The sequence below is a fragment of the Chitinophaga sp. 9-1-y genome, from assembly GCF_059511905.2.
This window is the reverse complement of record NZ_CM197955.1, coordinates 1,912,237-1,934,155: the sequence shown is the minus strand read 5'-3', so window position 1 is coordinate 1,934,155 and position 21,919 is coordinate 1,912,237. Positions and strand designations below refer to the sequence as shown.

20 protein-coding genes are annotated in these 21,919 nt (G+C 46.6%); 7 read left to right on the top strand and 13 right to left on the bottom strand.

Annotated features, from left to right (window positions below):
- Nucleotides 1-32 precede the first annotated feature (32 nt).
- Nucleotides 33-1,328 (top strand): radical SAM protein, encoded by a 1,296-nt coding sequence (locus AC5ZC7_RS07645; RefSeq protein WP_496160179.1) that lies wholly within the window; start codon nucleotides 33-35, stop codon nucleotides 1,326-1,328.
- A 117-nt stretch (nucleotides 1,329-1,445) separates the two neighbouring features.
- Here AC5ZC7_RS07645 and AC5ZC7_RS07640 read toward each other — a convergent pair whose 3' ends face one another.
- Together AC5ZC7_RS07640 and AC5ZC7_RS07635 are read right to left on the bottom strand one after the other, a co-directional pair.
- Entirely contained in the window at nucleotides 1,446-2,333 is an 888-nt protein-coding gene (locus AC5ZC7_RS07640) for a helix-turn-helix domain-containing protein (protein WP_496160180.1), read from the bottom strand.
- Between the two features lie 101 nt (nucleotides 2,334-2,434).
- Nucleotides 2,435-3,673 carry an MFS transporter gene (locus AC5ZC7_RS07635; RefSeq protein WP_496160181.1) on the bottom strand — a complete coding sequence of 413 codons (1,239 nt, stop codon included), beginning with the start codon at nucleotides 3,671-3,673 and terminating at the stop codon, nucleotides 2,435-2,437.
- Nucleotides 3,674-3,815: 142 nt separating this feature from the next.
- On the opposite strand from AC5ZC7_RS07635, the gene AC5ZC7_RS07630 reads away from it, so the two are divergent.
- From AC5ZC7_RS07630 to AC5ZC7_RS07620, 3 genes are all read left to right on the top strand, one after another.
- Nucleotides 3,816-4,706 (top strand): hypothetical protein, encoded by an 891-nt coding sequence (locus AC5ZC7_RS07630; RefSeq protein ID WP_496160182.1) that lies wholly within the window; start codon nucleotides 3,816-3,818, stop codon nucleotides 4,704-4,706.
- A 155-nt stretch (nucleotides 4,707-4,861) separates the two neighbouring features.
- Nucleotides 4,862-6,313: a DUF5723 family protein gene (locus AC5ZC7_RS07625; protein WP_496160183.1), complete on the top strand. Its 1,452-nt coding sequence runs from the start codon at nucleotides 4,862-4,864 to the stop codon at nucleotides 6,311-6,313.
- Between the two features lie 99 nt (nucleotides 6,314-6,412).
- The gene (locus tag AC5ZC7_RS07620) at nucleotides 6,413-7,702 is read left to right on the top strand and encodes a glutamate ligase domain-containing protein (RefSeq protein ID WP_496160184.1); all 1,290 of its coding nucleotides are present in this window, start codon (nucleotides 6,413-6,415) and stop codon (nucleotides 7,700-7,702) included.
- 1 nt (nucleotide 7,703) lies between these two features.
- Here AC5ZC7_RS07620 and AC5ZC7_RS07615 read toward each other — a convergent pair whose 3' ends face one another.
- The 5 genes from AC5ZC7_RS07615 to fbp all read right to left on the bottom strand — a co-directional run bounded on the left by AC5ZC7_RS07615 (nucleotide 7,704) and on the right by fbp (nucleotide 11,469).
- Nucleotides 7,704-8,261: an NUDIX domain-containing protein gene (locus AC5ZC7_RS07615; RefSeq protein ID WP_496160185.1), complete on the bottom strand. Its 558-nt coding sequence runs from the start codon at nucleotides 8,259-8,261 to the stop codon at nucleotides 7,704-7,706.
- Between the two features lie 11 nt (nucleotides 8,262-8,272).
- Nucleotides 8,273-8,800, bottom strand: a complete 528-nt coding sequence (locus AC5ZC7_RS07610) for a YfiT family bacillithiol transferase (protein ID WP_496160186.1) — start codon at nucleotides 8,798-8,800, stop codon at nucleotides 8,273-8,275.
- Between the two features lie 12 nt (nucleotides 8,801-8,812).
- On the bottom strand, nucleotides 8,813-9,577 hold the full coding sequence (locus tag AC5ZC7_RS07605; RefSeq protein WP_496160187.1) for an ATP-binding cassette domain-containing protein: 765 nt from the start codon (nucleotides 9,575-9,577) through the stop codon (nucleotides 8,813-8,815).
- Nucleotides 9,578-9,808: 231 nt separating this feature from the next.
- Nucleotides 9,809-10,300, bottom strand: a complete 492-nt coding sequence (locus AC5ZC7_RS07600) for a CAP domain-containing protein (protein WP_496160188.1) — start codon at nucleotides 10,298-10,300, stop codon at nucleotides 9,809-9,811.
- Nucleotides 10,301-10,458: 158 nt separating this feature from the next.
- The gene (fbp, locus tag AC5ZC7_RS07595; RefSeq protein WP_496160189.1) at nucleotides 10,459-11,469 is read right to left on the bottom strand and encodes a class 1 fructose-bisphosphatase; all 1,011 of its coding nucleotides are present in this window, start codon (nucleotides 11,467-11,469) and stop codon (nucleotides 10,459-10,461) included.
- A gap of 140 nt (nucleotides 11,470-11,609) precedes the next feature.
- Between fbp and AC5ZC7_RS07590 the strand changes: the two genes are divergently transcribed.
- The 3 genes from AC5ZC7_RS07590 to AC5ZC7_RS07580 all read left to right on the top strand — a co-directional run bounded on the left by AC5ZC7_RS07590 (nucleotide 11,610) and on the right by AC5ZC7_RS07580 (nucleotide 15,741).
- Complete coding sequence (locus tag AC5ZC7_RS07590) at nucleotides 11,610-12,878, top strand: aspartate kinase (RefSeq protein WP_496160190.1); 1,269 nt, start codon at nucleotides 11,610-11,612, stop codon at nucleotides 12,876-12,878.
- Between the two features lie 77 nt (nucleotides 12,879-12,955).
- Nucleotides 12,956-13,231, top strand: coding sequence for a hypothetical protein (locus AC5ZC7_RS07585; protein WP_496160191.1), 276 nt, complete (start codon nucleotides 12,956-12,958; stop codon nucleotides 13,229-13,231).
- 65 nt (nucleotides 13,232-13,296) lie between these two features.
- Nucleotides 13,297-15,741 (top strand): outer membrane beta-barrel protein, encoded by a 2,445-nt coding sequence (locus AC5ZC7_RS07580; protein WP_496160192.1) that lies wholly within the window; start codon nucleotides 13,297-13,299, stop codon nucleotides 15,739-15,741.
- Nucleotides 15,742-15,761: 20 nt separating this feature from the next.
- Here the strand turns inward: AC5ZC7_RS07580 and AC5ZC7_RS07575 are convergent, their stop codons facing one another.
- From AC5ZC7_RS07575 to nuoI, 6 genes are read right to left on the bottom strand one after another with little or no spacing between them, the layout of a single operon-like run.
- Nucleotides 15,762-17,201 carry an NADH-quinone oxidoreductase subunit NuoN gene (locus AC5ZC7_RS07575; RefSeq protein WP_496160193.1) on the bottom strand — a complete coding sequence of 480 codons (1,440 nt, stop codon included), beginning with the start codon at nucleotides 17,199-17,201 and terminating at the stop codon, nucleotides 15,762-15,764.
- On the bottom strand, nucleotides 17,188-18,639 hold the full coding sequence (gene nuoM / locus AC5ZC7_RS07570) for an NADH-quinone oxidoreductase subunit M (protein WP_496160194.1): 1,452 nt from the start codon (nucleotides 18,637-18,639) through the stop codon (nucleotides 17,188-17,190). Before nuoM ends, AC5ZC7_RS07575 begins: the two co-directional genes overlap by 14 nt.
- 23 nt (nucleotides 18,640-18,662) lie before the next feature.
- Nucleotides 18,663-20,555: an NADH-quinone oxidoreductase subunit L gene (gene nuoL / locus AC5ZC7_RS07565; RefSeq protein WP_496160195.1), complete on the bottom strand. Its 1,893-nt coding sequence runs from the start codon at nucleotides 20,553-20,555 to the stop codon at nucleotides 18,663-18,665.
- Between the two features lie 10 nt (nucleotides 20,556-20,565).
- The gene (gene nuoK, locus AC5ZC7_RS07560) at nucleotides 20,566-20,874 is read right to left on the bottom strand and encodes an NADH-quinone oxidoreductase subunit NuoK (RefSeq protein ID WP_496160196.1); all 309 of its coding nucleotides are present in this window, start codon (nucleotides 20,872-20,874) and stop codon (nucleotides 20,566-20,568) included.
- On the bottom strand, nucleotides 20,871-21,404 hold the full coding sequence (nuoJ, locus tag AC5ZC7_RS07555; RefSeq protein ID WP_496160197.1) for an NADH-quinone oxidoreductase subunit J: 534 nt from the start codon (nucleotides 21,402-21,404) through the stop codon (nucleotides 20,871-20,873). Before nuoJ ends, nuoK begins: the two co-directional genes overlap by 4 nt.
- Nucleotides 21,401-21,916 carry an NADH-quinone oxidoreductase subunit NuoI gene (gene nuoI / locus AC5ZC7_RS07550; protein WP_496160198.1) on the bottom strand — a complete coding sequence of 172 codons (516 nt, stop codon included), beginning with the start codon at nucleotides 21,914-21,916 and terminating at the stop codon, nucleotides 21,401-21,403. The genes nuoJ and nuoI overlap by 4 nt, the downstream gene beginning before the upstream one ends.
- Nucleotides 21,917-21,919 lie beyond the last annotated feature (3 nt).

Here is a 21,919-nt window from a genome sequence, read left to right as displayed (position 1 = left end):
CGGTTTCTACCTGCAGATCATAAAATCACAAAATGTTAAAACAAACACCTTACATATTATATTCTGACGGTGAAGGGAATATTTTTGAAGATACCAGCATGTATGTAACTGGCCGCAGTGGCTGGGATGCATGGCCGGTGGAAGCAGATGAGTGGATCGAATTACCGGAAGGAGGCAATTTGTATGAGTTGCCAGGACGCCGTGGTATTGGTATCAATGCTGCCACTGGCGATATGCAGCTTTGTGATAAAGGATGGGCAGTAGCAGCCTTCATTCCGCCGGCACATACCGGTTTTTACCTGGCAGCTTACGAAACCATGCCGGATGCGCCTACGCTCCCGCTGTTTTGCTATACTGCAGTAGGTTGGCTGGATGGTAAGTTTTATGTACCTGCCACCCGTATTGAAGCCGATATCCGCCAGGAATGCGCCGGATTCGACGATAAAAAAGTAAAACAAGGGGTAAAAACCCTCGTGGAAGCCTATCCGCATAACAGGCTGGTACAACACCTCGCGGAGAATTGCGCCCTGACTTATGAATGTCCTGCTGCGCGTAATTATTTTATGGGGAGATGGGAATGCCCTATTCCTTCCTCACCTGCATGTAATGCCAACTGCGTAGGTTGCATTTCATTCCAGCCGGAAGAAGAAAGCATTGTTTCTACACAAGACCGCTTACGTTTTAAACCAACGGCAGCAGAAATCGTAGAATATACCGTACCGCACCTGGAAACCGCCCCCTTCCCTATCGTGAGCTTTGGCCAGGGTTGTGAAGGAGAGCCTTTACTGATGTGGGAAACCATCCGCGAGTCTATTATCGAAATACGTAAACATACGCCTAAAGGCAGCATTAATATCAATACCAACGGTAGCAAGCCCGATGCTGTAAGAGCCTTGTGTGAAGCAGGTTTGAACAGTATTCGTGTGAGCCTGAACTCAGCCCAGGAAAAATATTATACGCCTTACTATCGTCCTAACAACTACGCTTTTGAAGACATCATCGAAAGCCTGAAAGTAGTACGTGAATTTGGTGGCTGGACTTCCATCAACTACTTCGTATTTCCGGGTATGACCGATAGTGCGGATGAGTATGAAGCCTTGCGTAAGCTGATCCGGGAAACTGGTTTGAATATGATTCAGTGGCGTAACTTCAACATTGATCCGGACTGGTACCTGGGCAAACTGGGTGTTACCGAAACCGGAGAATGCCTGGGCGTGAAACAATTACAGGAACTGATTCATGAAGAGTTCCCCGATCTTAAATTCGGGTACTTCAATCCGCCTATGGAACGTATTACCGGCGATTATATGGAGGATTTCGCGCATTAATTAAGCAGAAAGCTGAAAGCAGAAAGCAAAAAGCTATAAAAGCGAATGACCAGAGCGAGTATTTAATTTACTCATACGCTCTGGTCATTCGCTTTTATAGCTTTTTGCTTTCTGCTTTCAGCTTTCTGCTTCCTCGAACCGATACTGCCTCGCATACGCCGAAGGAGACATCCCTGTTACTTTGCGGAATACGCGGTTGAAGGTGATAGGATTGTTATAGCCCGTTGCATAAGCTACTGCAGCGATGCTGTCGAAGTCGCCATTGATAATTTTTTTGCAGGCTACATTAATCCTGATTTCATTGAGGAATTCAAGGTAAGTTTTGCGCGTGTGTTTTTTGAAGTATTTGCAAAATGCGTAAGTAGTCAGATGGGCCACGCCTGCAATTTGTCCGAGTGAAATATTTTCTGCGTAGTGTTCCAGTGTATATTGGTAAATATCATTCATGCGCAATCCTTCTGACTCACTGTAGGAATGCCTGGAGAATCCGGTGGATAAAGACTTCCAATCCTTTACTTGTTTAGAAAAATAAACCAACATACCTACAAATGCCAGTAGTCGTTCTGGTCCGCTGAGGCGGGATATTTTCAGTATATCTGTGGCTATTTTGTCGGCGTGTTCGGCAGGTAGTTGCAGGCTGTTTGCGGTGAGTGGCAGAAATTTGCGCACGGTTTCCATTTCCTTTAAGGAAAATAATCCCTGCAACGCCTGTTCATGATCGAAGAAAATGTGAATGGCGTGAATATTCTTCTCCTGTAAATTTTCAAAATACCGGGCATCCCCTTTAAACATATGTGGTTGGTTAGCGCCAATCACATAAATCTCCCCGGCCTTAAATGGCTGGGTGTAATTGCCGGCAATCAGGGTGCCTTCTCCCTTAATGATGAGTGTCACCTGTGCCTCTTTATGACGATGCAGGTAATTATAGAAATAGGGGAGAATATCTTCCTGTATCACAACCGCTCCTTGCTCGGCCACGGGAACAGTAAATTGAATCACTTTCATTAACCAATTTTACTACTTTTTACGCAAAATTAGCCTTTTGAGGACAATAATTGTAAAGTCTTTAACAATTTCAACCATGTCCCCCTCCCATTAATCACGCGCTATGCCAGGCTGGACGCCCGCACCGTTTCTTTACGGGCAGCTAATTTCTTTTGCAACCACCAGAAGCCTGCGCCAGACAGCACACAACCCAGGGCCGTAAGCGCCCACCAGGGCTTAAATCCCAGATGTTGCACCACAAAAGCGCCGGTAGTGGGCGACACAATATTGGCCAGCGAATAGGAAATCGTATACAGGGCTGCATATTGCCCGCGGTTATGGTCTTTACTCCGGGCAATCCAGAAGCTATTCATGAAAGGAAGGCAGAACATTTCCCCAAAAGTGATCACCAGCATGAACAAGCCTGCTACGGCCCAGAACGGCGGCAACACACTCAGCAGCAGGTAGGAGATACATACCATCATAGCCCCTCTGGCTACAAACAGGAGGTTAGGCCTGGTGCCTTCCAACCGGTATACCATGATCATTTCCACCAGGGCAATGAGGATCCCGTTGATAGACATGTTCAGGCCAATCTGCCATTCTTCCATGTGCATCACGTCTTTAAAATACAAGGGAACAATACTGCTGAACTGGAACAGGCAAATAGCATTTATCGTAGCAAACAACAGGAACCATAGGTAAATGGCGTCTTTCCAGACTTTATCTTCCTTTATCACGCGCGCTTTCTCCGTTTTAGCGGGTGCCGGCACCGGTGGCAGGAAAATACGCATTAATATGGCGGCAGTCATACAGGTAAATCCATCTACCCAAAAAAGCAACTGGTAACTGAAGCTGGCCAGGATACCGCCTATGGCAGGACCTACCGACCAACCCAGGTTCACGGCCAGGCGGTTCAGGGCATAGGAACGGGTACGGTTTTCCGGGGCGCTATAGGCTGCCACCGCAATACTGTTGGCTGGCCGGAATGCGTCTCCCACAGAGCTCATCACAAATACACAGATACATATTTGCTCAAACGTGCGCATCTGACCCAATAAAAGGAACAATAATCCGTTAGAGAAGAGGCTCCAGAACTGGACCTGGTAAAAACCAATTTTATCGGAGAGCCATCCGCCCAGCAATGCGCCCACAATAGCGCCGCAGCCAAAACAGGCCATCACCAGTCCTGCCTGGGCAATAGAGAAATGCAGATGTTGCGTGAGGTACACGGTCATAAAAGGAATCACCATGGTACCGCTTCTGTTGATCAGCAACACGAGTGATAACCACCAGGTTGCAGGAGAAAGCCCTGTGTAGGCATTCTGATAAAGACGGATAGTTTGCTTTGCGAGGTTCATAAAATTGGCGAAAAATAAATTCCAGAAACCGGATTAACAGCACAGTTTTTGCGAAGATCCGAAATTCATCTTTTGATGAGTGATTATTTTTTCTGGATCAAAACATTAACTTTGGTCTAAACAGGCGCTCAATAAGGTTATCATGGAGGAAAAAAACGGTAAAAAAAATATCCAGGCATTAGGTGTTACTATCGGCGTTCATGCGTTGCTGTTAGTGGCGCTGATATTTACCGGTTTTTCTGCCCCTCCGCCCCTGCCCGACCAGGATTTGGGCATGGAAGTAAACCTGGGTACCTCTGATGAGGGTATGGGAACAGAGCAACCACTTAATCCCAATCCGCCCAGCGCAGCAGCGCCAGAACCAGCACCTGCTGAAAGCCCTGCTACTGCAGAAAAAGACGCCAGCGAACCTCCCCAGGATATTGCCACACAGGACGAAGAAGAGGCACCGGAAGTAAAAAAACCGGAAAAACCAGTAGAAAAGCCCAAAGAGCTTCCTAAAAAACTGGAGCCTAAACCGGTGGTTAAACCTGCTAAAAAACCAACAGAAGCACCTCCCAAACCAGCACCTCCTGCACCTAAACCCAAAGCAGTATTTGGCGGCGGCACCGGCAACAGTGCCAACAGCGGGAATAACGCAAACGGTTCCAACAACGCTACAGGAGAAGGAAATACCGGCAAACCCGGCGACCGTGGCCAACTGGGTGGCAACCCTAACGGCGGCGGATATACGGGCGGCGGACTCGGAGGAGGACGTTCCGACTTCCACCTCAACGGCAGAAACCTGATCGGAAGACCACAGGTAACCTACGATGGTACCGAAACAGGCTATGTAGCGATCAATATTAAAGTAGACCAACAAGGAAATGTGACATCTGCCACTTTTAGCATGAAAGGATCTACTATCAGCAATCCACAGCTGATAGAAATTGCGAAAAAAGCGGCCAGAAGTGGACAACTTAAATATAATGCAAACCCGGATGCTCCCGAAGAACAGTTTGGGACCGTACGTTTCTATTTCAAAGCAGAATAATGTGATTGCCGTGTTTTAAGCATCGTGTAGCCACCTACAGCTATCGCCGTATAAAAACCGGACCTGGACTTCCTATAACTCTACCTATGACTTCAAGCGCAAATAAGTACAAGATTTTTGTGTCATTTCGAGAAACCTATTTTTTATCGCCAGCAATGATTGTAAGACTTAACCGTATCCTTTTCAGCACATCAGTACTGCTACTACTGACTTATACCGCTATGGCACAATCTTTCCCTGGGTACAACAACAGCAATTATGCGGGTATTTATGGCGTACTTTCCAACCCCGCCAGCGCTGCCGGCTATCGTTATAAATGGGATGTCAATATTGTGGGTGTAGACGTAAATGCCGGCAACACATACGCCAGTGTACCCAAGTCGATACTATTCAGTATACCGGACACCCTGCGCCGCAACCGGGACTATTTCCTGGATGAAGGGGCCAACAGAAAACAAAATGGCTGGGCGATGGCTGAAGTAGTATTGCCCTCTGTATTATATGCCATCGATGAAAAACAGTCTGTATCATTTGTATGGCGCATGCGCAGCAGCGGCAATGCGGGTGATGTGACCACCCCTATTGCCAATTTCTTTGGTATCAATTTCCCCAATACCGGGTATGAACATGTGAACTTAAGTATTCCGCAAACCGGCGTTAGTGAACACATCTGGCATGAGCTGGGACTGAGCTACGCCCGTGTGCTGAAAGAAACATATACAGGTCGCTGGAAAGCCGGTGTTACTCTGAAATTGCTGAGTGGTGTGGCAGCAGGCTATGCTTCCGTGAAAGATGCCGCATTTCGCCTCAACAGTAACCAGGATGCCTCCATCACCAGCGGTACCTTGCGTTACGGTTATAACAAAGAACTGGATCATTGGGAATCCCCTGCGCAAAGCAACCTGAAACTCTTTAATAATGTTGGGTTGGGAGCTGATATCGGGGTTATTTACGAATTCCGCCCGGACAATGGCGGCTTTGGAGCCTATGACGGCACGGATGCAGACGATTACAAATTTCGTATAGGCGTTTCCATTACAGATATTGGTAAAATTAAATACACCAAGGGAGCCATTAATACTGATCTCAGCCTGGTAAAAGACCATGTAGTACCAAAAGATATTGAATACCGGAAAAAGGAAAGTTTGCAACAATATGCACGCAGGCTGAACAATTATTTCACCCCGCTGCCCTCAGATTCTACCTTCAATATGACTTTACCCACCGCCCTGAACCTGATGGGCGATTACAATATCGACGGTCGCTTTTTTGTAAGTGCACAAGCCGTAATAGCACTAACGGCAGGCCATACTGATATTAGTAAAACATACGCACTGACACAGTTCAATATTACCCCCCGGTACGAAACCTATCTCTTTGGGGCTTACCTGCCAATGACCATCAACCATAATGGTCAGGCTGATATTGGTGCCGCATTTCGTATAGGCCCTGTACTGATAGGTTCTTCTACTCTTTTTACCAACCTTTTTGAAAGACGTATTGATCATGCAGCGGCTTTCGTAGCTTTGCGATTAAATTCAAGCATGTTCAAACGGGGCGAAGGCAAAGGTGGCAAAGGCCAGCTGGGCTGCCCGGTTAATTATTAAAAAAAATTACGAATTACGAATTACGAATTACGGATTTGCGAGTAGGTCCTCTGAAATCCGTAATTCGTAATTCGTAATTCGTAATTGTAATTTACAATTATGGCCTCTTACAAAGAAACGCTGGACTATCTTTTTGCGCAGCTGCCTATGTTTACCAGGGTGGGCGCCAGTGCTTTTAAAACAGATTTACATAATACGCTGGCATTGCTGGAGATACTGGAACATCCACAGCGCAGTTTTAAAACTATACATGTTGCCGGCACCAATGGGAAAGGCTCTTCCAGCCATATGCTGGCTGCCATTTTCCAACAGGCAGGCTACAAAACAGGTTTATATACTTCTCCTCACCTGCTGGATTTCCGGGAACGTATCCGTATCAACGGGCAGGTAGTACCGGAAGATTTTGTGATTCGCTTTACCGAACAAATGCGATCACATATTGGCGATATACAACCTTCTTTTTTTGAGCTAACAGTAGCAATGGCTTTCCGGTACTTCCAGGAGCAAGCCGTGGATATTGCCATCATAGAAGTAGGATTGGGCGGCCGTTTGGACAGTACCAACGTCATTACGCCAGAGCTGTCACTGATCACGAATATCAGCTTTGATCATAAAAATCTTTTGGGAGATACTCTCCCCCAGATAGCCAAAGAAAAAGCGGGCATTATCAAAGCAGGTGTACCCGTGGTTATCAGTGAAACGCAATCAGAAGTGGCCGATGTTTTTATTAGTACTGCTGCCGGACTTAACACCTCTATTCATTTTGCAGACCAGGAGTGGATGGAGTCTTCCAGCGCTATTGAAGGCAACCATCTGAATATAACGTTAATGGATACACGCCAACAACAAATGCGGCGTTTCCAACTGGACCTGAATGGTCAATACCAGGAAAAAAATGTGATGGGCGTATTGTCTGCCGTCAAGGTATTACAACAAAATGGCTGGCATATTACCTGGGAGCAGGTCAGTGAAGCGTTATCGCATGTAAAAAAGCTGACCGGTTTAAGAGGGCGCTGGGATGTCATCCAGCAACATCCCCTCACGGTGCTTGATGTAGGCCATAATGAAGCGGGTATCCGGGAAATCATGGAGCAACTGGGACATGTCAATTATCAGCAGCTGCATATTGTGGTAGGGTTTGTAAAAGATAAGGAAGTAGAAAAAGTACTGCCTTTATTTCCTCCTACTGCACATTATTATTTTTGTAAAGCGCAAATTCCCCGCGCCATGGATGAAGTAGCACTGGCAGAAATGGCTGCTACCAATGGATTACATGGTCATGCCCATGCTTCCGTGCAGGCAGCCTTACAGGCGGCCAGGCAGCACGCCCAGCCCGATGATCTGATCCTGGTATGTGGAAGCTTTTTTGTGGTAGCAGAAGTAATGTAAACTACTTCATCCCCATTTTACCGAGACGCAGCAACGCGTAGAAGATACAGGTGGTATGCAGACTTTGCTCGATCTTGTGATCTAATACCAGTTGCTGTAGTTCCCCCAGCGGCATGGTGACTATTTCAATTTCTTCGTTATGATCCAGCTGTTGTTCCTGTACTTTTACGCCACCGGTGGCGAGGAACATATGCGTATAATTGTTGCTGGACGCAGGATTGGGAGCAATGCTACCTAATGATATCCATTCCTTAAATTCGTAGCCGGTTTCTTCCAGCATCTCCCGTTGCATGGCAAACAGCGGAGAAGGATCGGTGGGATCCATGGTACCACCAGGAATTTCCAGCAAGGTTTTGCCCACGCCATGCCGGTATTGACGGATCATAATTACCTGCCCATCTTCCCGTAATGCCACACCATTTACCCAGTTATTGTATTCCAACACATAATAAGGCGCTATTATCTTACCGGAAGGCGTTTCACATTTATCAACACGGGCAGTGAGCCAGGCGTCTTTAAACAGGTATTCCGATGATAGTATTTTCCAATCCATATTCATAAATCAATGCTTTACCAGTCCATTCTTTCTTTCAGGCGCAGTATGTGCTCCAGGTGGTGTTTTCCATGCCAGGCGTAATTGGCGGCATGGGTCTTTAAATTATGTTGGGTTCCATTGGCCGGGTGGATAAATGTCCGTTCCCAGTCCGCAGGCGTTAAATGTTCCATCAGGTTGGTCCAGCGGGTATGCAGTGCATGTAAAAGGGTAATGGACATATTGATGGGTGTAAATTTTACATCCGGCAGTTCTGCCCAGGCGCCTTCTTCGTATGGCTTAATGATGGGTTGTTCTTCTGTGAGGGCCAGCTTCATGCGGGTATACCCGTTCATGTGGCTGTCGGCCAGGTGATGCACTACCTGTGCCACCGTCCAGCCTTCCGGCCGGTAGGGTGTTTGCAGCTGGTATTCATCCAGTTGCTGCACGGCAATTTCTATCAACTGGGGCAAATAGCGGATATCATTAATAAACCCCTTCAGCATAGCCGGTGTATACTCCGGTAAAGGAACAAACCGGCCAATAGGATATTTAAGTGCTTCCATCGGGTATTGATTTTATTCTTCCCGCAAATCCTTACCAGTCAGGTGAATGAACACATCTTCCAGGTTCGCTTTCTTCACTTCTTTTTGCCGTTCGAAACCGGAAGACACCAGTTGGTCGATCAAAGCATCAGGTGAATTGATGGCAATGATACGTCCGCTGTCAACAATTGCGCAGCGATCACAGAGGAATTCTGCTTCATCCATATAGTGGGTGGTGATGACTACCGTAGTACCCTGGCTGCGTACCTGTTGAATCAGGTCCCAGAGGTTACGTCTGGCCTGGGGATCCAGCCCAGTGGTAGGTTCATCCAGGAAAATGATCTGAGGTTTGTTGATCAGGGTGGTAGCAATAGAAAACCGTTGCTTCTGACCGCCGGAAAGCTCTTTGAACTTTGCTTTGGCCTTGTCTTCCAGGTTAAACATACCCAGGAGTTGCATGGGTGATACCGGCTGGTTATAGAGGCCGCCGAACATTTCGATCAGTTCTACCAGGTTCAGGCCAGGGTAATAACCAGAGCTTTGCAGCTGTACGCCGATAATCTTTTTTATATCGTTTGGATCTTTGTCGAGGTCGTAGCCTCCAACAATGACCTTTCCTTCCGTCTTATCCCGAAGTGTTTCAATAATTTCCAGGGTCGTTGATTTACCCGCACCATTAGGGCCTAACAGGCCGAAGATCTCCCCTTCATACACCTCAAAGCTGATTCCTTTTACCGCGGTAAAATCCCCGTATTTTTTAACCAGGTTGCTTACCTCAATGATCTTTTTCTTTTCCATGGGGGCAAATTAGTAAAAGTGGAGCAGAAAGCAGAGCGGATTTTGTCTTTGTACAGGATTAGACTGATTACACTGATTATATTTTAAAGATTATGAAAGAAGAAGGGAGATGAATGCAGATATATACCGGCTTTCGTCTCCCTTATTTCCTAATCAAAAAATAAAAAATCAGTTTAATCAGTCTAATCCTGTACAAAGACAAAATCCGCTTTGATCATTCGCCAGGATAGCTTATTGTTTTATAAAGACCTGCGTAAAGAAAGTGATTCTGCCTTTGTCGGCGGTACCGATGCCGATCAGGGTATAATCACCCAGCATGTTTTTGCGGTGGCCGGGACTTTTAATCCAGCCATTCACTACGGCTTCAGCGTCCAGGGTGCCATAAGCTACGTTTTCAGCGGCGCTGGATACGCGACCCATTTTCTTGGAAACGTTGGCTACCCTTTCTTCGAATCCTTCGTGTCCGAAGCCGGTGCTGCCGTTGGCCATGTCGCGGCTATGCCGGAGCGCCTGCTGGCTGATGGTGGCATCCAGCTGTAAAGGCTTCAGGCCTTTAGACTGACGGAACTTATTGGTGTAGTAGAGGATTTGCTCGGTCATACTACCACCGGTGTTACTGCTGTCTGCCGAACGGGTGGTGGCACGTGAACACGCGCTGGCCTGGAAAAAGGCAAACATAGCTACCAGTAACGTAAGGATCCGTTGGTTCTTCAAAATCAACATAGAATAAAAATGGTTAATAATTAAAAATAAATAATGGCTAATACTTAGACTATTAAAACAACCTCATGTTTAACAACTGTTGTACCAGAAATTAAAAACGGTGTACCAGGAACATTTTGTATTCCTGATACACCGTTTTTTTATAGCGTTTTTTGATGTTAGTCGTTGATGATATGCTGCCAGGTATCCATCATGGTTTTGGATCCGATGAAAATAGGCATGCGCTGGTGCAATTGTGCCGGTTTGAGTTCCAGCAGGCGCTGTCTGCTATTGGCCATGGCTACGCCGCCGGCTTTCTCCATGATAAAGGACATGGGATTACACTCGTAGCAAAGTCTCAGGCGTCCGGAGGAGTATTTGCCGAAGGCAGGGTACATGAAGATACCACCCTGGATCAGGGTCCGGTGTATTTCCGCTACCATACACCCAACGAAACGATGGCGATAAATCCGGTCGTTCTCATTACGGGCCATGAAATGGTCGATTGACTTGCGGATCTTTTCTTCATACAAGTGGTAGTAGCCTACGTTTACGGAGAAAATATCGCTATCGGGCGGGCATTTCAGGTTGGGGTGCGACAGGCAGAACTCTCCGATAGAAGGATCCAGCGTAAAGCCCTGTACACTGCGGCGGGTAGCATATACCATCATGGTAGAAGAACCATAAATGATATAGCCGGCGGCAATCTGGTAGATCCCCTGCTGCAGGAAATCTTCCAGCTCGCACTCTGTTCCTTCCGGGCTGAGGCGGCGATATACAGAGAAAATGGTACCGATAGATACGTTTACATCTATATTACTGGAGCCATCTAACGGGTCCAGCAGCACCACATACTTTGATTTTTTGGAATGCTCGTCATGAAAAGGGATAAAGTTTTCATTTTCCTCGGAGGCTACTCCGCAGCAATAAATACTGGTTTCCAGGGAACTGATAAACTGTTCGTTGGCAAATTCATCTAATTTTTTTACGGATTCGCCCTGCACGTTGGTTTTGCCGGCTTCTCCGAGGATGTCCGCAATACCAGCCTTATTTACCTCTACATTCACCCTTTTTGCTGCCAGCCCTATATCGCGCAGCAAACCGGAGAGCTGTCCGGTTGCACCCGGATAATTCCGCAACTCCTGGATGGTGAATTCATCCAGGGTCATTACTTTTTGCTTAAGATTCATAACGTTAGGTTGTACGAACGAAATTAACGGAATTGCCCCTATTTTAACGGGACTGTCATTTATCCATAAACAGATTTTAAAACAATTCTAAACTTGTCTTACTTTGCCAAATAATTTTTTAATAGAAGATAAACTATCATATGAAGGTTTTCAAGTTTGGTGGCGCAAGTTTAGAAAGTGTTGAACGTATCCGGCAGGTGGCGCAAATAGTACAGTCATTTCCGGACGAAAAACTCCTCATTGTTATTTCTGCCATGGCAAAAACAACCAATGAGCTGGAAAAGGTAGCGGAAAGTTTCTTCCAGCGGAAAAGGGAAATTGCCGCACAATTACTGTTTAATATTGAGCAACATCACCTGAATGTAGCCGAATCCCTGCTGGGTACCCGCGAGCATCCGCTGTTTACACAATTGCAGCAGTTATTTACGGAAGCAGAATGGACACTGGGCGAAAAACCGTTACGTACCTACGACTATTACTATGATCAGCTGGTAAGCGTGGGCGAGTTACTGAGTACCGCTATTGTAAGTGCATTCTTTAATAGTATCGGCCTTAATAATACCTGGCTGGACGTTAGAGATATTTTCCGGACAGACGACAACTTCCGGGATGCCAACATTGACTGGACCTATACCCAAAGGCAGGTAACTGAAAAGGTGCTCCCTCTCTTCCACCAAACCAACATCGTGATTGCACAGGGCTTTATTGGCGCTACCGACCAAAACGAAAGCGTAACCCTGGGCCGCGAGGGCAGCGATTACTCCGCCGCTGTTTTTGCCAATATGCTGGACGCAGAAAGCCAAACGATCTGGAAAGACGTGGAAGGCCTCAAAAATGCAGACCCAAAATTGTTTCCCAATACGGTGAATATACCAGAGATCACGTATGGAGAAGTGATTGAAATGGCGTACTATGGCGCCCAGGTCATACACCCAAAAACTATCAAACCATTGCAAAACAAGCAGATACCCTTGCTGGTAAAATGCTTCCTGGATAAAAATCTACCTGGCACGGTAATTAAGGAAACGGCGGATATAAAACAGCTGCCCCCTATTATTGTGCTGAAAAAGAACCAGGTATTGCTGAATATCACGTCCAAAGATTACTCCTTTATCACAGAAGATAAGATTAGCGACATCTATGAGATCTTCCACGGGCTAAAGGTGAAGATAAACCTGATGCAAAACGGGGCGATCAACTTCTCTTGTTGCATAGATAATAACCCGGAGAAGATAGAATTACTGATCAAAACCCTCCACGAGCAGTTCAAAATCGTGTATAATGAAGGACTGGAATTGCTGACGGTAAGGTATTACCAGCCCAGTTTGCTGGAAGAACTCAGTAACGGGCACACAATTCTTTTGGAACAACGTTCCCCCGCTACCATACAGCGTCTCTGGAAAAAATAAACTTATCCCGTAAAATTATTCCCCTCATCCGTGCAACTTTTTTTGTACCTGTTCGTCTTTAGTTAAAATGAATTGGTATGAAAAAAGTTGCTATCGTTTTAGGCCTGAGTACTTTCCTGATGCTCATGTTAGTACTGGGATCAAACCTGGCAGCCCACGGCCATCATTCAGCCAATAACCCGGATGAACTGCCTATATATCTGATTACGCTCGGGAATTTCCGGGAAATACCCGCAGCCCCTGCTAACCCTTCATGTACAATTACGTTGACAGAGAAGATGCCGCTGGAAACAGCGAAAGACCTTATGGACGTGGCATTTAGGTATTATCAGCAACATTACCCGAAACCCTAGCATGTAAGGTTACCTACTTATTTATTGGTTTAGCTTTTGAGAAAACATATAACGGAAACGATCGTATGAAAACAATCATCGTAGCTCTGGGAATGCTGTTTTGTTGCGCCCCTATGGCTTTTGCCCAACAATCTAATGCTACAGGAAAAATAACACTTACCATAACAGACAATGCAGGCAAGCCCCTCCCCTTTACCAGTGTAATGCTGCGGAAGGCGAAAGACTCTGCCCTTGTAAAAGGAGAGATGACCACCGAAAATGGTACCTGCGCATTCGACAAAATTGCCGCCGGCCATTACTTTATTCAGGCCTCCCAAATGGGTTATACCACGTCGTATAGTACTGCCTTCCAGGTAGATGCTGCCCATAAAGCGGTAGCCCTGGGCAACATGACGTTGCCACCCCTGGGTAAAAACCTGCAGGCAGTCAATGTTACCGCCCAAAAACCTTACATAGAAAGCTCCGCCGGTAAAACCGTAATGAATATTGAAAACAGCATGGCTGCGGCGGGCAATACCGCACTGGATTTATTACGCAGAGCACCTGGTGTACAGGTAGACAACAACGAAAACGTAACGCTGAAGGGACAAAGCGTAACCGTCATGATCGATGGTAAACTGACGTACTTAAGCGGCGAACAGCTTACCAATCTCCTGAAAACTACTCCCGGGGAAAGCATTGCGTCGATAGAAATCCTGACCAGCCCTTCCGCCAAATACGATGCCTCCGGTAACGGCGGGATCATCAATATCAAAACGAAAAAAGGGAAAATGACGGGGATAAACGGTAGTATCAGCACCACCCTTACCCAGTCGAGGTATGGCCGCTACGGCATATCCGGTAATATTAACTGGAGAACGGAGAAATTCAACATCTTCGGCAACTTCGACCAGGGCGATTATCCCCGCCAAGTGACCCGCGACTATAAACGCTCCGTAAAGGAAGCTGATGGCAGCACCACTTTCCTGCAACAGGATGTTTTTCAGCGTAACCGCTTCAAAAACAATTATCTCAAAGTAGGGATGGACTACTTTATTAATGATAAACACACCATTGGTGTGCTGGCGAATGGCTTCAAAAATTCGTTCTCGAACCAGATCTACAGCCAAACCCACCTGGGCAAACCCAACCTGCCGCCGGATTCTGTGTTGAACTCACTCACCAGAAACCAAAACAAATTCGACAATATTGCGCTTAATCTGAACTATAAAGGCGTTCTCGATACTGCTGGCGGCCGCGAAATCAGTGTTGATGCAGACTATGCCCAATTCAACAACCATCGGTTGATGCAGCTGAACGACAGTATGTTTGATACACATACCAAATTAAACAGGAATCCTAATAGCATACAAACACTCGGCAATACACAGGTTATCATTAAAAGTTTAAAAGCAGACCTGAGCTGGCCCCTTAACAAAGACATCAAACTGGAAGCAGGTGCCAAAGCCAGTTTTGTTACCACCACCAACGCATTGGAGTTCGACTCCCTGTATAAAGGAATATTCATGCCCGCCCCCTCACTGAGCGACCGGTTTAACTACCAGGAAAATGTATATGCAGCCTATGCCAACTATAAACAACAAATACATAAGACAGTGCTGCAACTGGGTTTACGGGTGGAGAACACCCAATCTACCGGGCATTCATTTTCAGTAGACAAGTATGTAAAGCGTTCTTATACCGACTACTTTCCTAACATTAACGTAGAACAAAAAATAAATGATAAAAATAAAATTAGCCTGGCGATGTCACGCAGGATTGAACGGCCCCAATATGGACAGCTAAATCCTTTTATGTTCTACCTGGACAAATACACCTATTTCCAGGGGAACCCTTATCTGAAGCCACAGTACAGCAATATCGCGGAATTATCCTATACCTTTAAGGATAAGTACATTGCCACCCTGCGATACTCCCGTATCAAAGACATGATGGAAGAATTTATTACACAAAACGACAGTACCAAAGCATCTATCAGTACAGAACGGAACTATGATAAAACAGATATCTATAGCCTGTTGCTGACCATCCCGGTACAAGTCACGAAATGGTGGACGAGCGATAATAGCGTTGACCTTTCCTATAACCAGTATAAGTTCGAGGATCCTACCTCCAACGCCCCCTACTTCCGTTATAACTTTAACTACTATATCAGCAGCACCAATACCATCACGCTGCCGCATGATATCAAAGTAGAAGTAATGGGATATTACAATTCGCCATTTGTGTTCGGTATTTTCAGGGGTTATAGTCAGTATAACCTGAACCTGGGCGTACAAAAGCTATTCCTGAATAAAAATGCTACAGTAAAAGTGAGTTACAATAATATATTACGGAATGAAAGTTACCGTGGTGCGGCAGAATTTGCAAACCTGAACATGAGTATTTTCAATACCTGGCAGTTCAGAACCGTAAATCTTACGTTCAGCTATAAATTTGGTAGTGCTACTATTAAAGCAGCCAGGGAGAGAAAAACCGGTACCACCGATGAACAGAACAGGGCAGGGTGATTACACCTGTTAGCTTATTGCTACACCAATATCTTCATCATTTGCTGTATCAGTTGCATCATGGCAGTAGGATATATACCCAGTCCTATCAGGAGTATAGTTAGCAATACCAGGGTAATGTTCCCTGCCATGGGTAAGGCCGGCACCACCGTTGTTTGTTCCCCATCTGCCGGTACTGCAAACATCGCAGCCACCAAACGGATATAATAATACAGTCCTATCACGCTATTGATGACCAGCATCAGTAACAGGAACCACTGGTGACCATTCACTCCAGCCATCACCACATAAAACTTTCCAATAAACCCGGCTGTTAGCGGAATGCCAGCGAGCGATAACAACATGGCCGTAAATACCGTTGCTATCCAGGGATAACGCCAGAACAGGCCTTTATAGTCCGCAATGGTTTCCGCATCCTGCCGGCTGCTGGACATCACAATCACTACGCCGAATGCGCCGATACTGGTAATAAAATAGGCCACCAGGTAAAATGCCAGCGCCTCCAGACCTGTTTGTACTCCCGACAAAAAAGCCACCAGGATATACCCCATATGCGCAATAGATGAATAGGCCAGTATACGCTTGATGTTTTGCTGCGTAAGTGCCAGCCAGTTACCGGCAAACATAGACGCCACGGCTATGATAGCCACTATCCACCATAACATGGGGTAATCATTGCCGTGAATATCCTGGTAAAAACGAATCAATAGTACCAGCATCGCACCTTTTGAAGCCGTAGCAATAAAAGCGGCTACCGGTAAGGGTGCTCCTTCATAAATATCGGGTGCCCACATATGAAAAGGTACCACACCCAACTTAAAACCTATGCCAATCAACATCAGGCCGAAACCCGCCATAACGCTCACCGGTAAATAGCCCGCCTGTCGCAACGCCATTCCGATACCGGGAAAATCCATATGGCCGGTAAAAGCATATACCAACGCCATCCCGAACAAAAGAAATGCAGAAGATAACGCCGCCAGCATCAGGTATTTGATGCCCGCTTCGTCAGAACGCTCGCGTGCCCGCAGGTATGCTATCAGTCCATATAAACTGATGCTCAGGATCTCCAGGCCCAGGAACAGGGCCATAAAGTGCCGGCTCACCACCAACACCAAAGCCCCTACAGTAGCCAGTATCAGCAATATATAGTATTCCTCTTTGCGCTCTTCCCGTTCTTCAAAATAATTGAAAGACAACAACAAGATAATGAAACCCGCTACCAGGATCAGTCCCGAATTAAACAGGGAGAACTCATCAATCACCACTAAGGGAGGATAAGTATGCGGAATATACCGTATAGCCGGAATAACGGCCATCATAGACATGATAAAAGCAATCAGCGTGAAGCCATATACAATACGGTGATTACGCCATATCGCTACGAGCAACATGGCTCCTACCGCCGCAGCGCATAAGGTAATCAGCGGTCCAAGGCTTAGAAAATCAACGAACGACATAATCGATATTTTGGGAAGTATGTAGTACCGGCTGCGGATGAAATCCCAGCCAGCAAATAACAATAACCAGGGCTACTATAATCACCAGTTCCCGTCCATTCAGGTCCGGCACCGTATACTGCCGGTCACACGGACCAAAAAAAACTTTCTGCATAATACGCAAAGAATAGGCGGTGGCTACTACCAGGCCAATAGTGGCCAGAATAGTCAGCAAATGATTCGCCTGCCAGCTTCCCAGTAATACCAGGAATTCCGCCACGAAATTGCCTAAACCCGGCAATCCAAGCGATGCCATTACAAAAATCATGGCCGCACTCCCCATCATAGGCACACGCAGCCAAAGCCCCCCCATTTGCCGCATATTACGCGTATGAATACGCTCGTACAACGCGCCGGCTATAATGAATAAGGCCCCCGTGCTAATACCATGTGTTATCATCTGCATCACTACGCCCTGATAGGCAATTTCATTTAATGAAAAAGCACCTAACAACACAAATCCCATATGACTAACACTTGTATAGGCAATTAGCCGTTTGAGATCCATTTGTGCGTATGCCAGCATGCCGCCGTACAAAATACCTATAACACCCAGTAACATCGCCACCGGCGCCACCTCCACAGCTGCAACAGGAAAAAGTGGTAACACAAAACGAAGGATACCATACGCACCGGTTTTTAATAAAAGCCCCGCCAGTACTACACTACCTGCAGTAGGCGCTTCAGTATGGGCATCCGGTAACCAGGTATGAAAAGGTACTGCCGGCAACTTCACCAAGAAAGCAACCAGGAATCCCAACATCAGCCAACGTTCGGTGGATGGCGCCATCGGGGTATGCAACAAAGCAAAATAATCAAAGGTATATACCTGTGTATTAGCCCCGTGTACAAAGTAAAGCCCCAGTATTGCCAGCAACATTAATAATCCTCCGGCCTGTGTAAACAGAAAAAATTTGTTGGCTGCATATTCCCGGTGCTCATGCCCCCATATTCCTATCAGGAAGTACATTGGTATGAGCATCATCTCCCAGAAAAAGTAAAACAAAAAAAGATCCATGGTAAGAAATACGCCGGTAATACCACAAAGTACAAACAAGAGATTGAAATGAAAGAAGCCAACCCTGGTATTAATTTCTCTCCAGGAAATCAATACAGACAAGGCTCCCAGGAAAAATGTGAGGGCCAGCATCAGCAGGCTGAGACCATCCATTGCCAGATGCAGGCTAATACCGAAATGAGGCACCCAATCTACCTGGTATTGATACCACCACCGATCGCCCGATGCCGGACGGCTGATCCAAATGCCGGCAACAATACCCAGGTTCAGCAACAGGCTACAGAGTGCTATCCAGCGGCTCGCTGCATAGCTTCCCGCACCTGCTACCCAGGATAACAGCGCCGCAGCGAAAAGGATGATTAACAATACCAGCAGGATCATATTATTTCGTTTAATCGTTAACGTTATATATAAATTCGCCAGATCAATACCGATAAAATCGCCACTGCGCCCAATACCACTCCCAGTATATACCACCGTAGCAAACCGCTTTGTGTACGCGCCAGCACATTATGGCACCACTCCATGGCTGAAGCCAGCCCGGTGTACAATTTGTCGATCAGGTCCTTACTATTGATACGTGACAGGTATACATAAGGGTATACCAACCCGATATTATACAGTTTATCGACATCCCATCCTCTGCTCCAATACCCGCGCAACCAAAGCATAGCCGGCATTTCCAGGAAATCTGACATGCCCTTTGGATGCTTCACTATCCACACATAAGCCAATCCAATACCACTCAACGCCAATACAGCCGACAAACCCTGTGAAACCCATTCCATGGCAACACTGTCTTTCAGCACCGTTACAGCCGGCAACACCGGCAACAACCAATTACTGAAAAGTGTTACATGGCCGAGCGTATGCGGCAGCTCAATAAAACCGGCAACGGTAGAACATACTGCCAGGATATACAATGGGATCATCATGCTTTTGCCCGGTAAATGATGCACGGTTGTTTTTATTTCTCCATAAAAAACCAGGAAAAACATCCGGAACGTATACATCCCCGTAAGCAAGGCTCCCAGCAGCCCAGCCAGCCAGAAACCGATATGCCCGCCGGTGGCCGACCACGACAACCAGATGATCTGATCCTTGCTATAAAAACCTGCTGTAACAAAAGGAATAGCCGCCAAAGAAGCGCATCCAATCAGGAATACCCAGTATACACCCCGTAGCTGTTTTTTTAATCCGCCCATCTTAAACAGATCCTGCTCATGATGCAACGCCACAATGATGGCGCCCGCAGCCATAAATAGCAGCGCCTTAAAAAATGCGTGCGTCACAAAATGGAATACAGCGGCCGACCAGGCGCCACAACCCAGTGCCAGGAACATATAACCAATCTGACTAATGGTAGAATAAGCCAGCACCCGCTTAATATCTGTTTGCACCAACGCGCTGAAACCAGCCAATACCAGGGTAACTGCACCAATTACCGCGGTAGTGGTTTGCGCCGCCGGCGCCAGTTCAAACAATGTATGCGTACGGGCAATGAGATATACGCCTGCAGTGACCATTGTGGCAGCATGAATCAAGGCACTCACCGGTGTAGGCCCGGCCATCGCATCCGGCAACCAGGTTTGTAAAGGCAGCTGGGCCGACTTTCCTACTGCGCCGCCCAACAACAACAACGCAATCCATGTAATTACCGGACCACCTTTTGCCCACAAGTGGCTACTGCCCTCCAGGATTTCGGGAATACGTAAAGTGCCGTTGTATTGAAACAACATAAATAAGGCAATGGCCATCGCCGTATCGCCTACACGCGTTACAATAAACGCTTTCCGCGCCGCATAACCGTTGGCCCTGTCTTTATACCAGAAGCCAATAAGCAGGTAGCTGCAAAGACCTACGCCTTCCCAGCCGAAGTACAATAACAATAGATTATCGGCCATTACCAGTGTCAACATAGCACCCACAAACAAATTCATGCAGGCGAAAAAACGTGCGTAGTCCGGCTCTTCGTGCATATAACCAGACGCATAAACATGTATAAGGAAGCCTACTATCGTTATCACACCAACAAACACTACTGATAAGGCATCCAACCGCAAATCAAAACCGGCCTTGAAGCCGCCTGCTTCCAGCCAGTCGCCTGCGTGTTGCACCATAGCCTGTTCGCCATGAGTGGCAAACTGTATGGCTGTCAACACGGCTACTATCGCCGCCAGACCGATGCTACCACATCCGATTACGGTAACGGCTACACGGCTCATACGTTTCCAGCCCAACATGAGTAGCAGGGCGCTGATAAAGGGGATGAGCGGTATGAGTGCAGGGAGTATCATTTTATTTTTTTTATCCGTTCATTTTTGAGGCTTCATCACTATCCAATGTTTTTAGCTGATGATATAACTGTAGTATCAATGCCAGTCCTACCGATACCTCTGCAGCTGCCATGGCCAGTATGAAGATGAACATCACCTGTCCATCGGCCGTTCCCCAGTGAGAAGAAGCCACCACAAAGGCCAATCCGGCGGCATTGAGCATCACTTCCACCGATAAGAGCATGAAAATAATGTCACGCCGTACCAGTATACTGATCAGCCCCAGCACAAATAAAACGCCGGCGAGCAACATGCCCGCAGTAGTAGGATGCACATTCATAATTCATGATTATTTTCCAGAAACCGGTGTAATGTTTTCTCCTTCTGCCGCCCAAGGTGATAAGCGCCCACAATACCGGCCATCAGCAGCATTCCGGTAAGTTCTACTGCCAATATATAAGGTCCGAACAAAGCCATTCCTACTGCTTTTGGTTGCACGGCTATTATCTCCGCCCCCGGATGATGATGCTGCACAACCAGGAACACCAGCTCTCCCAGCAATACAATACAAAGTATAGAAGGAAATATCCAGATACGTGGCCGCAACCATAATTTTTCCTGCGCTGCCGACTCCTTCCCAAGATTAAGCATCATCACAAAAAATATCAGCAACACCATAATGGCGCCGGCATATACGATCACCTCCAATGCCGCCATAAAAGGCGCACCGTAGAGATACAATACCACGGCCACAGCCAGCAGGGATACAACCAGGTAAAGCAGCGCATGCATGATATTATAACGCGTAATCACCATTAAAGTGGCCAGAATGGCGATAGCAGCAGCGATATAGAAGGCAGGTCCTATCATGGTAATAAACTTTTTACATCTACCGGCGGTTCCTCCTGTTGGGCATCACCTTTATCTTTTCCCCGTATAGCCATGCCTGCTATGTTATAGTAATTATATCCGGGGTATTTTCCCTCGCTGTTAATCAGCAAATCCTCTTTTTCATATACCAGGTTTTGTCGGTTATATTCCGCCATTTCATAATCAGGCAGAAGTTGTATTGCATAGGTGGGACATGCTTCTTCACAAAATCCACAGAAAATGCAACGGGAAAAATTAATACGAAAAAACTCAGGATATCGTCTGCCCGACTCGTCTTCAGTAGATTGTAAGGAAATACAGTCTACCGGACAAGCGGCAGCGCAGAGATAACAACCTACGCAACGCTCACCTCCATCCGGATCGCGGGTGAGTGCAATCCGGCCACGCCAGCGGGCGGGTAGTGGTGCTTTTTGCTCCGGATACTGAAAAGTTTCCCGTTTATGAAACATATGCAGGAAAATCAGCCACATACTTCTTACCAGACTAAGCATTGT

Excerpts from the sequence above, each read along its gene's own strand:
- AC5ZC7_RS07575 (WP_496160193.1), bottom strand. The coding sequence starts at position 17,201 with ATGTCGTTCGTTGATTTTCTAAGCCTTGGACCGCTGATTACCTTATGC.
- AC5ZC7_RS07580 (WP_496160192.1), top strand. The coding sequence starts at position 13,297 with ATGAAAACAATCATCGTAGCTCTGGGAATGCTGTTTTGTTGCGCCCCT.
- AC5ZC7_RS07630 (WP_496160182.1), top strand. The coding sequence starts at position 3,816 with ATGGAGGAAAAAAACGGTAAAAAAAATATCCAGGCATTAGGTGTTACT.
- nuoM (WP_496160194.1), bottom strand. The coding sequence starts at position 18,639 with ATGATCCTGCTGGTATTGTTAATCATCCTTTTCGCTGCGGCGCTGTTA.
- AC5ZC7_RS07610 (WP_496160186.1), bottom strand. The coding sequence starts at position 8,800 with ATGGAAGCACTTAAATATCCTATTGGCCGGTTTGTTCCTTTACCGGAG.
- AC5ZC7_RS07645 (WP_496160179.1), top strand. The coding sequence starts at position 33 with ATGTTAAAACAAACACCTTACATATTATATTCTGACGGTGAAGGGAAT.
- nuoL (WP_496160195.1), bottom strand. The coding sequence starts at position 20,555 with ATGATACTCCCTGCACTCATACCGCTCATCCCCTTTATCAGCGCCCTG.
- AC5ZC7_RS07640 (WP_496160180.1), bottom strand. The coding sequence starts at position 2,333 with ATGAAAGTGATTCAATTTACTGTTCCCGTGGCCGAGCAAGGAGCGGTT.
- AC5ZC7_RS07605 (WP_496160187.1), bottom strand. The coding sequence starts at position 9,577 with ATGGAAAAGAAAAAGATCATTGAGGTAAGCAACCTGGTTAAAAAATAC.
- AC5ZC7_RS07615 (WP_496160185.1), bottom strand. The coding sequence starts at position 8,261 with ATGAATATGGATTGGAAAATACTATCATCGGAATACCTGTTTAAAGAC.
- nuoJ (WP_496160197.1), bottom strand. The coding sequence starts at position 21,404 with ATGATAGGACCTGCCTTCTATATCGCTGCTGCTATCGCCATTCTGGCC.
- nuoI (WP_496160198.1), bottom strand. The coding sequence starts at position 21,916 with ATGCTTAGTCTGGTAAGAAGTATGTGGCTGATTTTCCTGCATATGTTT.
- AC5ZC7_RS07635 (WP_496160181.1), bottom strand. The coding sequence starts at position 3,673 with ATGAACCTCGCAAAGCAAACTATCCGTCTTTATCAGAATGCCTACACA.
- nuoK (WP_496160196.1), bottom strand. The coding sequence starts at position 20,874 with ATGAATGTGCATCCTACTACTGCGGGCATGTTGCTCGCCGGCGTTTTA.
- AC5ZC7_RS07625 (WP_496160183.1), top strand. The coding sequence starts at position 4,862 with ATGATTGTAAGACTTAACCGTATCCTTTTCAGCACATCAGTACTGCTA.
- AC5ZC7_RS07600 (WP_496160188.1), bottom strand. The coding sequence starts at position 10,300 with ATGTTGATTTTGAAGAACCAACGGATCCTTACGTTACTGGTAGCTATG.
- fbp (WP_496160189.1), bottom strand. The coding sequence starts at position 11,469 with ATGAATCTTAAGCAAAAAGTAATGACCCTGGATGAATTCACCATCCAG.
- AC5ZC7_RS07620 (WP_496160184.1), top strand. The coding sequence starts at position 6,413 with ATGGCCTCTTACAAAGAAACGCTGGACTATCTTTTTGCGCAGCTGCCT.
- AC5ZC7_RS07585 (WP_496160191.1), top strand. The coding sequence starts at position 12,956 with ATGAAAAAAGTTGCTATCGTTTTAGGCCTGAGTACTTTCCTGATGCTC.
- AC5ZC7_RS07590 (WP_496160190.1), top strand. The coding sequence starts at position 11,610 with ATGAAGGTTTTCAAGTTTGGTGGCGCAAGTTTAGAAAGTGTTGAACGT.